This window comes from Leeuwenhoekiella blandensis MED217, assembly GCF_000152985.1.
GTDB classification, from domain to species: Bacteria; Bacteroidota; Bacteroidia; order Flavobacteriales; family Flavobacteriaceae; genus Leeuwenhoekiella; species Leeuwenhoekiella blandensis.
This window is the reverse complement of the sequence record NZ_CH672395.1, coordinates 2,323,050-2,336,271: the sequence shown is the minus strand read 5'-3', so window position 1 is coordinate 2,336,271 and position 13,222 is coordinate 2,323,050. Positions and strand designations below refer to the sequence as shown.

General features: G+C 37.9%; 14 protein-coding genes. 5 read left to right on the top strand and 9 right to left on the bottom strand.

The genetic code is table 11. The features are described from left to right. Positions 1 to 89: 89 nt before the first annotated feature. The gene (locus MED217_RS10050) at positions 90 to 527 is read left to right on the top strand and encodes a hypothetical protein (protein WP_009780405.1); all 438 of its coding nucleotides are present in this window, start codon (positions 90 to 92) and stop codon (positions 525 to 527) included. A gap of 50 nt (positions 528 to 577) precedes the next feature. Here the strand turns inward: MED217_RS10050 and MED217_RS10045 are convergent, their stop codons facing one another. The 6 genes from MED217_RS10045 to MED217_RS10020 form a co-directional block, all read right to left on the bottom strand. Next, a complete protein-coding gene (locus tag MED217_RS10045) occupies positions 578 to 1,927 on the bottom strand; it encodes a S1 family peptidase (RefSeq protein WP_009780404.1) in 1,350 nt (449 codons plus the stop codon). Further along, entirely contained in the window at positions 1,918 to 2,517 is a 600-nt protein-coding gene (locus tag MED217_RS10040) for a hypothetical protein (protein WP_009780403.1), read from the bottom strand. Before MED217_RS10040 ends, MED217_RS10045 begins: the two co-directional genes overlap by 10 nt. Positions 2,518 to 2,699: 182 nt before the next feature. Continuing rightward, positions 2,700 to 3,818: a DNA polymerase III subunit beta gene (dnaN, locus tag MED217_RS10035; RefSeq protein ID WP_009780402.1), complete on the bottom strand. Its 1,119-nt coding sequence runs from the start codon at positions 3,816 to 3,818 to the stop codon at positions 2,700 to 2,702. Between the two features lie 139 nt (positions 3,819 to 3,957). Then, positions 3,958 to 5,637, bottom strand: coding sequence for a gliding motility-associated ABC transporter substrate-binding protein GldG (gene gldG, locus MED217_RS10030; RefSeq protein WP_009780401.1), 1,680 nt, complete (start codon positions 5,635 to 5,637; stop codon positions 3,958 to 3,960). After that, a complete protein-coding gene (gene gldF, locus MED217_RS10025; protein ID WP_009780400.1) occupies positions 5,634 to 6,359 on the bottom strand; it encodes a gliding motility-associated ABC transporter permease subunit GldF in 726 nt (241 codons plus the stop codon). Before gldF ends, gldG begins: the two co-directional genes overlap by 4 nt. A gap of 25 nt (positions 6,360 to 6,384) precedes the next feature. Beyond that, positions 6,385 to 7,344: a Gfo/Idh/MocA family oxidoreductase gene (locus tag MED217_RS10020; protein ID WP_009780399.1), complete on the bottom strand. Its 960-nt coding sequence runs from the start codon at positions 7,342 to 7,344 to the stop codon at positions 6,385 to 6,387. A gap of 190 nt (positions 7,345 to 7,534) precedes the next feature. On the opposite strand from MED217_RS10020, the gene MED217_RS10015 reads away from it, so the two are divergent. Beyond that, positions 7,535 to 8,176 (top strand): protein-L-isoaspartate(D-aspartate) O-methyltransferase, encoded by a 642-nt coding sequence (locus MED217_RS10015; protein ID WP_040533446.1) that lies wholly within the window; start codon positions 7,535 to 7,537, stop codon positions 8,174 to 8,176. Positions 8,177 to 8,181: 5 nt separating this feature from the next. Here the strand turns inward: MED217_RS10015 and MED217_RS10010 are convergent, their stop codons facing one another. Together MED217_RS10010 and MED217_RS10005 are read right to left on the bottom strand one after the other, a co-directional pair. Continuing rightward, entirely contained in the window at positions 8,182 to 8,415 is a 234-nt protein-coding gene (locus MED217_RS10010) for a hypothetical protein (protein ID WP_040532730.1), read from the bottom strand. 231 nt (positions 8,416 to 8,646) lie between these two features. Next, positions 8,647 to 9,387 carry a hypothetical protein gene (locus tag MED217_RS10005; RefSeq protein ID WP_154648931.1) on the bottom strand — a complete coding sequence of 247 codons (741 nt, stop codon included), beginning with the start codon at positions 9,385 to 9,387 and terminating at the stop codon, positions 8,647 to 8,649. A 189-nt stretch (positions 9,388 to 9,576) separates the two neighbouring features. Between MED217_RS10005 and MED217_RS10000 the strand changes: the two genes are divergently transcribed. Genes MED217_RS10000 through MED217_RS09990 form a run of 3 tightly spaced genes read left to right on the top strand, consistent with a single transcriptional unit; the run spans position 9,577 to position 12,299 of the window. Further along, a complete protein-coding gene (locus MED217_RS10000; RefSeq protein WP_009780395.1) occupies positions 9,577 to 10,470 on the top strand; it encodes a DUF72 domain-containing protein in 894 nt (297 codons plus the stop codon). Then, entirely contained in the window at positions 10,467 to 10,949 is a 483-nt protein-coding gene (locus tag MED217_RS09995) for a gluconokinase (protein WP_009780394.1), read from the top strand. The genes MED217_RS10000 and MED217_RS09995 overlap by 4 nt, the downstream gene beginning before the upstream one ends. Before the next feature lie 3 nt (positions 10,950 to 10,952). Further along, positions 10,953 to 12,299, top strand: coding sequence for a GntP family permease (locus tag MED217_RS09990; RefSeq protein WP_009780393.1), 1,347 nt, complete (start codon positions 10,953 to 10,955; stop codon positions 12,297 to 12,299). Here MED217_RS09990 and MED217_RS09985 read toward each other — a convergent pair. After that, a complete protein-coding gene (locus MED217_RS09985) occupies positions 12,296 to 13,222 on the bottom strand; it encodes a mechanosensitive ion channel family protein (RefSeq protein ID WP_009780392.1) in 927 nt (308 codons plus the stop codon). The genes MED217_RS09990 and MED217_RS09985 overlap by 4 nt on opposite strands.

The following is a 13,222-nucleotide window of genomic DNA, read 5'->3' as shown; positions in this document are numbered from 1 at the left end:
AAAAAACCGAAGATTATAAATCTTCGGTTTTTTTATGTAATAAACGCAACCTTTTTGAGTTTCTAGCATCTATTGGTAAACGTTTAAAAATGATCTTACGACTTTTAGTTTTCAGTTTAATTTTTGGAAGTATTGTTTCTTGCAGTGATGATAACAATACAACTGCCGATTTGGTTCAGGAAACTTCACAAGTAAAGCTTTCTCTCGTTAAAATGACGGGTTCTATTCAAAATTCTGAACAAACAGGAGCTGAGATGGAATGGCAAGAATATTATATCCTAGGACCGGGAATGAGCTTTACAAAGGTGCGAGAACGCGATGGCGAGACTTTAGAATCTAAAGGTACCTTTGATATTGTGATGATCAATAGTGACAAATACCTTCAGTTCACGCATAATTCAAATAATGAATTGGTGGGTAATTGTACAGGAGATGCTGTAGAATTGCTTATGTATACGAGCTCAGATAGCGTTAAAAGTACTTGGCAAAGTTGTGATGGCCCTGGCTTATTCTATACGTTTGAATAAAACACAGTTATAAATGGTAAAAAAGGTTCAACATATATGTTGAACCTTTTTTAGTTGGTAAACGTAGTTAATTGCTGAGCCAGGATATATTTAGCCGCGAGATTATCGTCAATAAACTCATACGAATTAAAATCAAAAGCTTCTTTAAAAACCATAGCTACTCCAAAAAAAGTATAGTCTTTTGCGGCAAGAGCTTCTAGAAGATATCTGTTGGGTTGATAATTAAAAAAAGCTTTCCTGTTGATGACCACATTGTCTGGTCTATAATACGGAATCAAAAACGACATTCTTGAGTCTAGTTGCCAGCTGTAAACTCCCGTGGCCGCCTGTAGCATATTCTCAAACTCTAGTGACATTTGTTGTACGTCGTAAGTCTCATATAACGCAATTAAGATTACTATTTGATTATCATAAGTAGTTGCATAGAAAAGTCCGTCCTCTTGCTTTAATTCCATTCCTTTGGGCAGTGCGATTGTTGCTCCAGTTGTAGCTTCAAGGTATATATCGAAGCTAAAATTGTTATAAACAATACCTTCTTGATCCAGGGCTTGTAAGACTTGATACATACCCATTTCAGGATATTCAGTATAGTTTCCGGTAGCATTGAGTTCATCAAATGTTCTTGATTTTATCAACTGAAACGTAAATTGCTCATTGCTTATTGACTTTGCATCAGATGCTGCGATTTCTTCAGCAAAAAGCGTGTTTACTTTTTGTAGACTGTTTACAGGAAATGTATCGGTTGCATATATAAGTTCTTTTAAGGCGGAAGAAGTAATGCACCAGCTTATTCCGGCGGCTCCATTTTCTAATCCCCCGTCTGCAACACCGATGATTTTTCCGTTTAGATCTACAATAGGAGATCCTGAAAATCCATGAAGTAATTGCCCTTTTAGATACACAATTTCAGTATCAAGAGATGGAAATCCCAACGAGCGTATTTCTTGCTCAGCCGAAGCTTCTAAAAGGTCTTTAAGACGTTTGCCTTCGATGAGTCCTACCGTAAAATCCCGATCCTGATACTTATCATTACTTCCATAATAACCTACTGTAAAGACTTTAGAATCTATTGTGGTTTTAGCAATATTTTCAGTCTTTAAATAGTGGTCGGATTCACAATTTTTGAGCGAAAGCAAAACGAGATCAGATTTTTTTGAAATTCTTGACAACTGAACATTACACCACGATTTTTGGCTGGGAAGATAGACTTCGATTTGGTTGGGATTGCCAATGGAATGAAGCGTAGCAATAATTTGTTTTCCGCTTTCAAAGAAAAACCCTGTTGAGAATTTGTTGCCCGATTTAACGCGAACGATGGTTTTACTCACTTCCTCTTTAATACCGGAGTGAACATTTGATAACGATAAAAGCGTTATTAATACAAACAGAATTATTCGCATAACAGCTTTTGTATTTGCATTAATGTTACTCTTAACTGCGCATCGTCTATGCTGTTTTTAGAGAGTGATTGAAACAACCTTTGATAGGCTCCTCCCGATGAAGTAAATGCTTCTTCAATTTCCTGAATAGAAAGTTCGTTTAAAGCTACATCACAGATAGGTAGATCGACATCTTCAGCCATAAGCAATGTACTTTTTACAGCGTTTGCAGAGGCTGCTTCTTTGCTAAAACTATATTTTTGGTTCGCTACAAGACCAAATTTTTTAAAATAGATCAATTCTTTTATTTCATCTTCAGAAAAGTTGGCTGCTTTATAGGTTGCAATCTCTTTTTCTAAGGATGGGGCAAGAACGTCATGTGTGCGCATATAAATCCCTAGAAACAACGCGCAAAAACAACTGAAACTAAATGCACCAATGACCACTTTATTTCCTGTTTCACCTTCTTTATCTGGTCGAAGGCCAAAGAATGCAGCAAGAAGTGAAGTGAGTGCTCCTAAAATGATTCCGGTAACTTGGGCGATCGATAACCCGATAAGCAAGCCAACCAGCAAGCCTAGTGCAAATCCTGAAATGAGATCTCTTTTCATAAAAAGAAACTTTGATTACAGGGGAATTATAAAATGATCTAATGGGATTTTAAATGTAGTGTGAAAATAGCAAACTTGCAATAAATCGCTGTAAAACAAGTTCTTGTAAAATAACAAAGCGCTCTTGCAATTACTCACAAGAACGCTTTTAAATAAAAGGTACTTACTTATCCTTCTTACTCTTAGTTATTAAGCATTACCGGCATCACCAGCATGGTTACTTTTTCACCTTCATCAAGACCGTCTACCGGAGTTAAAATACCGGCACGGTTAGGAAGTGACATTTCTAAAGAAACATCATTAGCATTTAAATTATTCAACATCTCAACGAGAAATCTACTGTTGAAACCTATTTGCATATCATCTCCTTGATAATCACAGGTTAGACGTTCTTCTGCTTTATTGCTATAGTCAACATCTTCTGCAGAAATATTCAATTCGGCACCGGCGATTTTAAGTCTTATTTGGTGCGTAGTCTTATTTGAGAAAATAGATACACGACGTACAGAATTTAAAAACTGGTTACGATCGATGATCAATTTATTTGGATTCTCTTTAGGGATTACCGCTTCATAGTTAGGGTATTTCCCATCGATTAAACGACATAATAACTGCACATTATCAAAGCTAAATTTAGCATTTGAGTCGTTATACTCTACATTGATGTCGTCGTCACTTGATGCCAAAATTCCTTTTAATAAGTTCAATGGTTTTTTAGGCATAATAAATTCAGCCGTTTGATTGGCTTGTACATCAGTACGCCCGTATTTAACCAACTTGTGTGCATCAGTAGCAACAAAAGTTAAACCTTCAGTATCAAACTGAAAGAAAACTCCGCTCATCACCGGTCTTAGGTCGTCATTTCCTGTAGCAAAAATGGTATTGCTTACCGCTGTTGCCAAAACACCTGCAGGAATAGTTACTTTACTTGGGTCATCAAGTTCTACAGCGTTCGGGAATTCTTCACCAGAAGCGTATGCCAATGCATATTTACCATGATTAGAGCTAATCTCTATAGTATTGTTATCTCCCGCAACAAATGTTAAAGGTTGCTCAGGAAAGGTTTTCAAAGTGTCTAACAGGAGACGCGCAGGAACGGCGATATTTCCACTGTCTTCAGATTCTACTTCAAGAGTAGCAATCATGGTTGTCTCTAAATCTGAAGCAGAGACTTTGAGTACATTTTCTTCTAATTCAAATAAAAAATTATCTAAAATTGGAAGCGTGTTGCTATTGCTAATTACACCACCTAAAACCTGTAATTGTTTTAAAAGGTATGAACTTGATACAATAAATTTCATAAGAAGTAGCTATTTATGCTATTTGACACGAGGTCAAAACTAGAATTCAAATTGGTTGTGAATTTTTTAATTTAAGCTGTCACACAGCTTCACAAAGATATCGTAATAGCATTTTTTGCCGAAACAAACTTATCAACACTTAGCGGCTGTATTTACGCCGTCTGAGATAGGTGTAAATAAGTGCGAAAAGTAAAAGAATCGCTAGCGGAAGCCCTATTGTCAAGGCCTGCCAAGTGGCGCGGTCATTTGTGGTTTTTTGAATATCGAGTGCTGGAAGTACAATACTTTTACTTCTAATGTTAATAAGACCATTATCGTCTAGGAGATAATTGACCGCATTGAGTAAAAATTCTTTATTTCCGTACTCTTTAAATGTGAATTTATCAAAACCAAGTTCAAGCGGTCTTCCGTTTTGATCCAGATCATTTTTGATCAAATCCCCATCAGCAATAACAATCATTGCTGTTTTTTGTTTTGCGCTTTCGCGAAAGGGAATCACACTTTTTTCTATAGGAAGAATTCTGTTTTTAAATGCTGAAGTAAACGCTCCTTCTAGTAAAACCGCTAGATTCTGAGGTCCTGCAGCATAATTTTCAGGACGTGGTTCTGTGGTGATCGTTTCTAAACTTACCGGAGCAGGAACACCATCTATTTTTGAAAGTACCGAACTTTGTAGCAAAACCGTCTTTTGTATTTCGGTGTCAAGCAAATCAATTTGATTGGTATATTCAAAAGCCACAGGATTGTCAATATTGGTATTTATAGGATGATTTTCCTTAGAAGTAACTAGCGGATAATAAAACCAAGGCAACTGTGTATATTGAGAATTTGATGCTTTACCACTAGCTAAGACTAAAGGAGCTGCATATAAATCTTCAACCAAAACAGGATTTATACGTATCCCATATTTAAAAAATAAATCGTCAAGATTAAGTCTTCTACCAGTTGCTAAGGCCATCCCATCCCGTTGATAAAGGCTATCGGTTTCCATCGCCACCTGATCGATTAGAAAGAGCGATTTTCCGCCCTGCATGGTGAATTGATCTAACGCATACTTTTGAGCATCACTAAAGGCGATGGTGGGTTTTGCAGCGACAACCAGATCAAACTTATTTAAGGCTGTCATCACCGTATCGGGACTAGCACTCAAAGAGTCTAAAGGAAAAGGAGCAATAAAGTAACGTTCTCTAAGTGTTTTAAAGAAATCTGCGATGTATTTGTCTTGTAGTTCGCCGTTCCCCTTAAGCACTGCAATACGCTTATTTTTCGGGTTTAGTACTTTGTAAAAACCGCTAGAGAATGCATATTCCAAATTTTGTACAGATCTGCTTACGAGTTCATCAGGAGAAGCTCCCAGCGTCTTTTTTAAAAGCGAAACAGGAACGGTTTTTCCGCGATAAGAAACCAGTGCCCAAGGGAAAATAAATTCTTGACTCACCTTACCATTATCTCGCAATTGAACTTGCTCAGGCCGCATCCCGCGGTTGTTAAAATCTTGAGCAATTTGATCAGGATTTGCACCTTCTGGAACCGGATTTACAAAAGCAAATTTGATATTGGGATTTTCTGCAGCGTACTCTTCTAGTAATTGACGCGTTTCAATTTGTAATTTATTAAAAGCATCAGGTAGTTCTCCTGAGAGAAATACATCAACCACGACTTGATCTTGTGCTTTAAGGATAATATTTTTTGACGTGTCAGAAAGTGTATACCTTCCGTCTGCGGTTAAATCAACTCTAAAATTAAACCAGTTAGATACAGCAAGAACCGCAATTACACCAGCAAAAAAGACTATATATCGTAATTTTTGTTTACTCATCCTTTTACTGATTTTGATTCTAGTTTAAAAACAGTCAACGCAATAAATACTGAAGTCACACTTAAAAAATAGATAAGGTCCCGACTGTCTAATACACCGCGACCGATACTTTCAAAATGGCGCTGAAGACTCAAACTTCTAAGAAAATCAATATTCAAGGTTTCGGCGATACCATTAAAACCGTAGTAGAATAAAAAACTGATGAATACAGCGATCAAGAACGCCACGATTTGATTTTCTGAAAGTGTTGAAGCAAAAACACCGATGGCACAGTATGCCGTAGCCAGAAATAGAAGACCTAAATAAGAACCTGCCAAGATGCCTAGATCATAATTACCCTGAGGATTACCTAATTGATCAATGGCGTAAACATATACCAGTGTGGGCAAAAGCGCCAAAAGCAGTAAAACTAAAGCTCCAAGAAACTTTCCTAAAACCAATTCTAAGGTGGTGATAGGTCTCGTAAGCAACAGTTCGAGCGTGCCTAGTCGCAACTCGTCACTAAAACTGCGCATCGTTACCGCAGGAATCAGGAAGATGAAAATCCAGGGGACGAGTTGGAAAAACGGAGTTAAATCGGCAAAGCCATAATCAAACAGATTAAAATCGTTGTCAAAAACCCATAGAAATAAAGCGTTTAAAACAAGAAATAATCCTATTACCAAGTAGCCAACAGGAGAAGCGAAAAATGAATGAAATTCTTTTTTCAGAATTGCGAACATAGGCAAAAGCAGTCTTTACAGCAGGTTATAGATCAGCTATTATTTTCATTGCAACACGAAGGGCTTCGGTGCCATTTGCAAGACTAACGATAGGGGTAGTGTTATGTTGTATCGCATCTGCAAAAGCTTCTAACTCATCAAGTATGGCATTGTTAGGCTCAACTTCAGGATTATCAAAATAGATCTGTTTTTTTATTCCTTCAGCATTCTGTAAGATCATTGCAAAATCATCTGGATTTTCAGGAGCATCTTTCATACGTACCACTTCGCATTTTTTCTCAAGAAAGTCTACAGAAATGTATGCGTCTCTTTGAAAAAATCGGGCTTTACGCATTTTCTTCATGGAGATTCGGCTTGCTGTAAGGTTGGCTACGCATCCGTTTGCAAATTCAATACGTGCATTAGCAATATCTGGAGTGTCGCTTATAACAGAAACGCCTGAAGCCGAAATATGCTTTACATCACTTTTTACCACACTCAAAATAGCATCTATGTCGTGAATCATCAGGTCAAGAACCACGGGAACATCTGTGCCGCGTGGATTGAACTCTGCAAGGCGATGTGCCTCGATAAACATAGGATTGTCTATCAGATGATTAACAGCTGTAAAAGCAGGATTAAAACGCTCTACGTGTCCTACTTGTCCGCGAACACCGTGTTTTTTAGCTAGTTCTCTAATGGCAACAGCTTGCTCTACGGTTTGGGTTATAGGTTTTTCTATAAACAAGTGTTTACCTGCTTTGATCACTTGCTCTGCGCACTCAAAATGATGCGTAGTTGGTGTGACCACATCTACCATATCACAAGCCGCGATAAGCGCTTCTATACTTTCAAAACGATGATAACCAAACTCTTTAACCACGCTGGTTGCCATTGCATCTGACTCATCATAAAAACCTACGAGTTCATAGCGTTCTGATTGTTGTAAAAGTTTTAAGTGAATTTTGCCCAGGTGACCTGCACCTAGTACGCCGGCTTTAAGCATAGTATTTTATATTTTTCCTTTAGGAAGGGTACGTTTTTTTGAGTTTTCAGGAAAACAATCACCGAAAGGTTTTTTGTTCTTCAATACAAAAATAGACTTTCTTGTGCACAATCAGAGCTATATCAGTATTGTTGAAAAAATGACTTATTTTGACTAGGAAGTGCACCTGCGGTTTATGTATTTTAGCATTATGAAGGATACTACTCGTCATCAAGGCAAACGTCGCCTGCTCGCCCAAATTGTAGAGAAAAAAGGTGTTTCTAACACCGCTGTTCTGGATGCTATTAGAAAAATACCTAGACATTTTTTTATGGATAGCAGTTTTGAAGATCACGCTTATCAAGATAAAGCCTTCCCAATTGCTGCCGATCAAACGATCTCTCAACCCTTTACCGTAGGATTTCAGACCGAATTGTTGGAGATAAAGAAAGGTGATAAAATCTTAGAAATAGGTACAGGTAGTGGTTATCAAACTGCAGTTCTTTGCGAAGTAGGGGCAAAAGTATACAGCATAGAACGCCAGCAAGAACTTTTTAGAAAAACCAAAAACTTTCTTTCCAAATTAGGATATAGACCTAAGCGTCTCACTTTTGGCGATGGATATCTTGGGATGCCAGAATTTGCTCCCTTTGATGGAATAATTGTTACCGCAGGAGCACCATACATTCCAAAACCTCTTTTAGCACAACTTAAAATAGGAGGTAAGCTCGTAATTCCTGTTGGAGACGAAGTGCAAACGATGATACGCATCGTACGTAAAACCCAAACCGATTTTGAGAAAAAGGAATACGGTGAATTCAGATTTGTTCCTTTACTTGAAGATAAAAACTAGGCGCTTTACTCGGTAAGTGCCTCTTGCCAATATAAATAATGACAAAGTCCTACACAAAGCGTAGACAGTAAGGCTACTGTGTAAACAGGGATGTATTTCAAGGTGATCAATTGCTCTGAAGAAGAGCTGTCTGCGATCGAATATGCGACAAGCGCCATCCCAATCAGCCAAATTAGGCTGCTGGCCACAAGTTGCTTTGAATAATTTTTAAGGTATTTTTTTAATTTTAAAGAACTCATAATAGAAATTTTAGAACTCGATTTTTCGAGGGTTTTGTGCGCTAAGCAGATCTTCATCAAGATGAAACATCTAAACATATCAGCGCTAATGGCTTCTATAATTCCTTAAAATTTACATAAATTGAGCTAAAGCTCCAAAAACCTGAAATGCATTAACAAGCTGAACTTTAATTTTTTACTAGAAAAATGGTGTTTGGTGGCATCACAAAATGTGTCCTACCTCGTGGCCGTTTACTTTTCAGGAAATGAAAAAATATTATAGTCGATTTCAGGATTGATAAGAATCTCTTTCACTTCAATAGGTTGCCCGCCCTGACTTATTGTGAACGGAAAATAAAGTCCTTCAACTTCTTGATAATTGGTCATTGTGATACTCACAGGCTGGCCCAGTTGTGTGGTTTCAATAGCAATAGGGTAGTAATTTTGAGCATCAAAATAATAGAAACTCTCATTAGGAACTTCTTCTCCATTTACAAATTTGGGCTCTTGAGTAAGTTTGATCTTAAAAGCTACGATACCATTTTTTGCAACGGTACTTATATATTCGGCTTTGTAGCCATTTTCTCTATAGTGTAAGAGCGGTGAAGGAAAGTCATTACGCTTTAAAAGCATATTCTTTCTCATATCATCAGAAGAGATCTCCGGTTCCATAGTAAGAAAATTTGTGGTCCACATTGTGGCTCCATCAAATGCCATTTGGGTGACTTTCTTCTTATTATATTCAAAGACGACAGCTTGCTTTCCGCTACGCGTATTGTAAATATATATTGGCACAGATAGATCACCTTGGGTAAAGGTAGCATTCATCTTTGTAGCATTGACCTCAGACCAGGCTTCAATACCGCCCGTACGATCTATATACTTGGTTATGATCTCATCTGCGGTTTGGTTGTACATGGTCTCAATAAGCTCTTCTTGAGAAAAGGCAAACGGAGTGATGAGTAAACAAATAATAAGTTTGATTGCTTTCATAGATGTATTGCTAGAAGTCGTTGCGAAATTAACCATTAATTGGTTTCGGTAGCGCTTGTTTTATAAAATTCTAAACTGCTAAAATTTTGTTTAGTTTGAATAAATAACGCGTGATTACACATTCAAATTATATATTTATGGAATATGGAAGATGCACATAAGTATTCCTAAATTATAAAGAACGAAGATATGAAGTTTGGAAAAGTAGATGATCCCGGAAGCATTGATTTTACATTACCGCCAGATCATCCCGATACTAAGGTTTTGCTTAATAGTAAAGCAACCAACGAAAAACCACAGCTTTATGTAGGTTGTGCAAAATGGAATAAGCAGGACTTAAAAAACTTTTATCCACGTGGGACAAAAGACGAATTGGCTTATTATTCTTCCCAGTTCAATTCAATTGAATTGAATGCTACTTTTTATCGCTTATTTCCTAAAGAGCAATTTGAGAAATGGTATGAAAAAGTGCCGGCAGATTTTAGGTTTTTTCCTAAAGTGACCCAGAATATTAGTCATTTAAAGCGGCTCATCAATGCTCCAGAATTACTTCCTGAATATTTAGATCACACGCTTTTATTGAAAGAAAAATTGGGATGTATTTTTTTACAAATGCATAATAATTTTCAGCCTAAGAACTGGGATCGCGTTGAGCAATTTGTCGAAGCCTGGCCGCAAGAAGTGCCGCTGGCAATCGAGTTTAGACATACAGATTGGTTTAACGAAGAGACAGTATCACAAAAGCTTTACCATTTATTGGAGATAAATAATATCGCAAATGTTTTGGTAGATACTGCAGGGCGCAGAGATATAATGCATATGCGTATGACCAATTCCGAAGCATTTATACGTTTTGTAGGCGCTAATCATCCTTCAGATTATGAACGATTAGACGATTGGGTCGACCGTCTGGGTGTTTGGATCGAAGATGGAATCTCAAAAATAGACTTCTTCATTCACCAAAATGTAGAAAAAGAATCTCCATTGTTGGTTACCTATTTTATCAAAAAAATGAATAAAAAGTATGGTTTTGACCTCAATATACCGGGCGAAGATACCAGTAATCCTAAATTAGATTTATGAGTAAGCTTATTATAGTTGCCGGAGTTTCTGGTTCGGGAAAAACGACAATAGGTAAATTGGTAGCCGAAAAATTATCGATTCCGTTTAAAGATGGGGATGACTTTCATCCTCAAAAGAATATTGACAAAATGAAAAGCGGCCAGGCATTAAATGATGAAGACCGAAAGCCTTGGCTGGATATTTTAGCTAAGAAACTTACAGAATGGAGTCATGAAGATGGTGTAGTTCTGGCGTGTTCTGCTCTTAAAGAAGCGTATCGTCAAACCTTAACCGTAAATGATCAAGTTACTTGGGTTTTTCTTGAAGGTTCCTATGAATTGCTGGAATCTCGAATGACAGCACGCAAAAATCACTTTTTTAAGGCAGAATTATTAAAATCCCAACTAAACACTTTGGAGAAGGCAAATTATGGTATACACGTCTCCATAGAACCAAAGCCGGAAGAAATCGTATCTAATATTCTAGATCAAATTAAGTAATACATGGAGATCAATCTTTTACTCGCTATTCTTTCAGGTATTGCACTGCTTCTTTTTTTGATCTTAAGGTTAAAACTACAGGCATTCATTGCTTTATTAATTTCCGCAATCGTTGTAGGTTTGTTGAGCGGTTTAGAAGGTACTGCCATAATCAAATCCATAACCGAAGGCATAGGAGGCACTTTAGGTTTTGTAGCGACGGTTGTAGGTCTAGGTTCACTTTTTGGAGCGGTTTTAGAACATTCCGGTGGTGCGCAAGTGATAGCCGCTTTTTTATTGAAAAAATTCGGAATAAAGAACGCACCATGGTCCATTATGCTAGCCGGGTTTTTTGTGGCCATTCCCGTATTTTTTGATGTGGCGTTTATCATTTTAATTCCGTTGATTTATGCTTTGCAGCGGGATACCAAAAAATCCTTGTTGCTCTATGCTTTACCCTTGTTGGCGGGATTAGCGGTAACACATGCATTTATTCCGCCTACACCGGGTCCCATTGCTGTAGCCGATATTCTAAATGCAAATTTAGGATGGGTGATTGTTTTTGGTTTTATTACGGGTATTCCTACGGCGGCAATCGCAGGGCCATTTTTTGCTAAAAAAATTGCTAAGAAAATTCATATTGAAGCACCTGATGAGCAGATAAAGCAACAAACTTCAACGCAGCAACCACCAAATCCGTTTACGATTCTTGCGATCATCTTTTTACCTATCATTCTGATCGTATTCAACACGGTTTTGACGAGTCCGATGGGAGAAAAATGGAATTTACCGGAAGGTTTGATAAATGCAGCTCAACTTTTGGGACATCCGTTTTCAGCATTAATTCTTGCCAATTTAATCGCCTGGTATGTTTTAGGCATTCGCCGAAATACTTCAAAAGAAGAACTTCTAGAAGTCTCTTCAAAATCGCTTCAGCCCGCAGGTGTGATCATCTTACTCACCGGTGCCGGTGGAGCATTTAAGCAAATTTTAATCGATACCGGAGTAGGGCAGATGATTGCTGAAGCTCTGAATAGTGATTATTTTCCGCCGGTTATTTTCAGTTTCATTTTAGCTGCGCTGGTGCGTGTTATGCAAGGTTCTTCTACAGTTGCAATGATCACTTCTGCAGGAATTACCGCGCCTTTAGTCGCTCAAAGTAACCTGAGTGATCCCCAACTTGCAATTCTTGTTATTGCGATTGCAGCGGGAGCCTCTATTTTTTCGCACGTTAATGATAGCGGATTTTGGCTCGTCAAACAATATCTAGGTCTAACCGAAAAGCAAACTTTTAAAACTTGGTCTTTACTTACCACACTCATTGCAGTTGCAGGGCTTTTGGTATCTACACTCCTTTGGTTTCTGGTCTAAGCATCTGATTTTTTTGCTTCTGAATTTTGCACAGCGCTTTGTGTAGTTTGTTCAAAACGTAACGGACTATCTTTTGCAGCGCCGTACAACTTGATTTCCTGAATATCTGCCGGCATATAGAAACCGTGATCTTCTAAAGCTTCTTTCACCTTGCGCACCACGCTACCTTTGGTAATTAAAGCCATTCTACGGAAGTCTTTGGTATCTACCCAAAAATAGACCTTCAGATTTACAGTGCTTGTAGCTAACTCATCCTCAATCACAAAGTTCTCGTGTTCCTCATCTTCAATGACGTTGGGTTCGGCACGCAAAGCATCCATCACCACTTTTTTTGCACCGTCAATATTGTCTTCATAAGCAATACCAATGGTAAAAGTCCATCTAAAAAATCCGTCTTCAGTATAGTTAGTTACGGGTGTTGTAAGCACATCACTATTGGGGATGTACACATCTTTTCCGTCAAAAGTTTTGAGTTTTGTATAGCGAAATTCTAGTGCTTTTACTTTGCCAAAATTTGCTCCGATCTCTACGGTATCGTTAACATTAAAAGGTCTGTTGAAAGCCAGTATAATCCCGGCGATAAAATTTTCACCTATATCTTTAAACGCAAAGCCCAAAACTACTGCACTGGCACCTGCAGCAGTAAGAATACCGGTAGCGATGGCACCTAAACCAGCGGCTCTTAGAGCAAGCATTACTGCAATTATAAAAAAGGTAATGCGAATGGCCTTGCCCAAAAAGCGGCTCATCAATGGGTCTTGTGTGCGCTGCGATATGCGTTGTCGTGCAAAATTGCCCACCCAAGCGCCAATTAGGGAACCTAAAATTATAATGAGAACGCCCAGCCCTATACCGGGTAATTGCGCTATAAAACTATTATAGAAATTTTGAAAGGCTTCAGATATTGTCGAATCATTTTCCAT

Bases quoted from the DNA above. Each gene is read 5' to 3' on its own strand.
- MED217_RS09995 (WP_009780394.1), top strand. From the start codon at position 10,467: ATGAGTAAGCTTATTATAGTTGCCGGAGTTTCTGGTTCGGGAAAAACG.
- MED217_RS10015 (WP_040533446.1), top strand. From the start codon at position 7,535: ATGAAGGATACTACTCGTCATCAAGGCAAACGTCGCCTGCTCGCCCAA.
- MED217_RS10005 (WP_154648931.1), bottom strand. From the start codon at position 9,387: ATGAAAGCAATCAAACTTATTATTTGTTTACTCATCACTCCGTTTGCC.
- gldF (WP_009780400.1), bottom strand. From the start codon at position 6,359: ATGTTCGCAATTCTGAAAAAAGAATTTCATTCATTTTTCGCTTCTCCT.
- MED217_RS10040 (WP_009780403.1), bottom strand. From the start codon at position 2,517: ATGAAAAGAGATCTCATTTCAGGATTTGCACTAGGCTTGCTGGTTGGC.
- MED217_RS10020 (WP_009780399.1), bottom strand. From the start codon at position 7,344: ATGCTTAAAGCCGGCGTACTAGGTGCAGGTCACCTGGGCAAAATTCAC.
- MED217_RS10045 (WP_009780404.1), bottom strand. From the start codon at position 1,927: ATGCGAATAATTCTGTTTGTATTAATAACGCTTTTATCGTTATCAAAT.
- MED217_RS09990 (WP_009780393.1), top strand. From the start codon at position 10,953: ATGGAGATCAATCTTTTACTCGCTATTCTTTCAGGTATTGCACTGCTT.
- MED217_RS10000 (WP_009780395.1), top strand. From the start codon at position 9,577: ATGAAGTTTGGAAAAGTAGATGATCCCGGAAGCATTGATTTTACATTA.
- gldG (WP_009780401.1), bottom strand. From the start codon at position 5,637: ATGAGTAAACAAAAATTACGATATATAGTCTTTTTTGCTGGTGTAATT.
- MED217_RS10010 (WP_040532730.1), bottom strand. From the start codon at position 8,415: ATGAGTTCTTTAAAATTAAAAAAATACCTTAAAAATTATTCAAAGCAA.
- dnaN (WP_009780402.1), bottom strand. From the start codon at position 3,818: ATGAAATTTATTGTATCAAGTTCATACCTTTTAAAACAATTACAGGTT.
- MED217_RS09985 (WP_009780392.1), bottom strand. From the start codon at position 13,222: ATGGAAAATGATTCGACAATATCTGAAGCCTTTCAAAATTTCTATAAT.
- MED217_RS10050 (WP_009780405.1), top strand. From the start codon at position 90: ATGATCTTACGACTTTTAGTTTTCAGTTTAATTTTTGGAAGTATTGTT.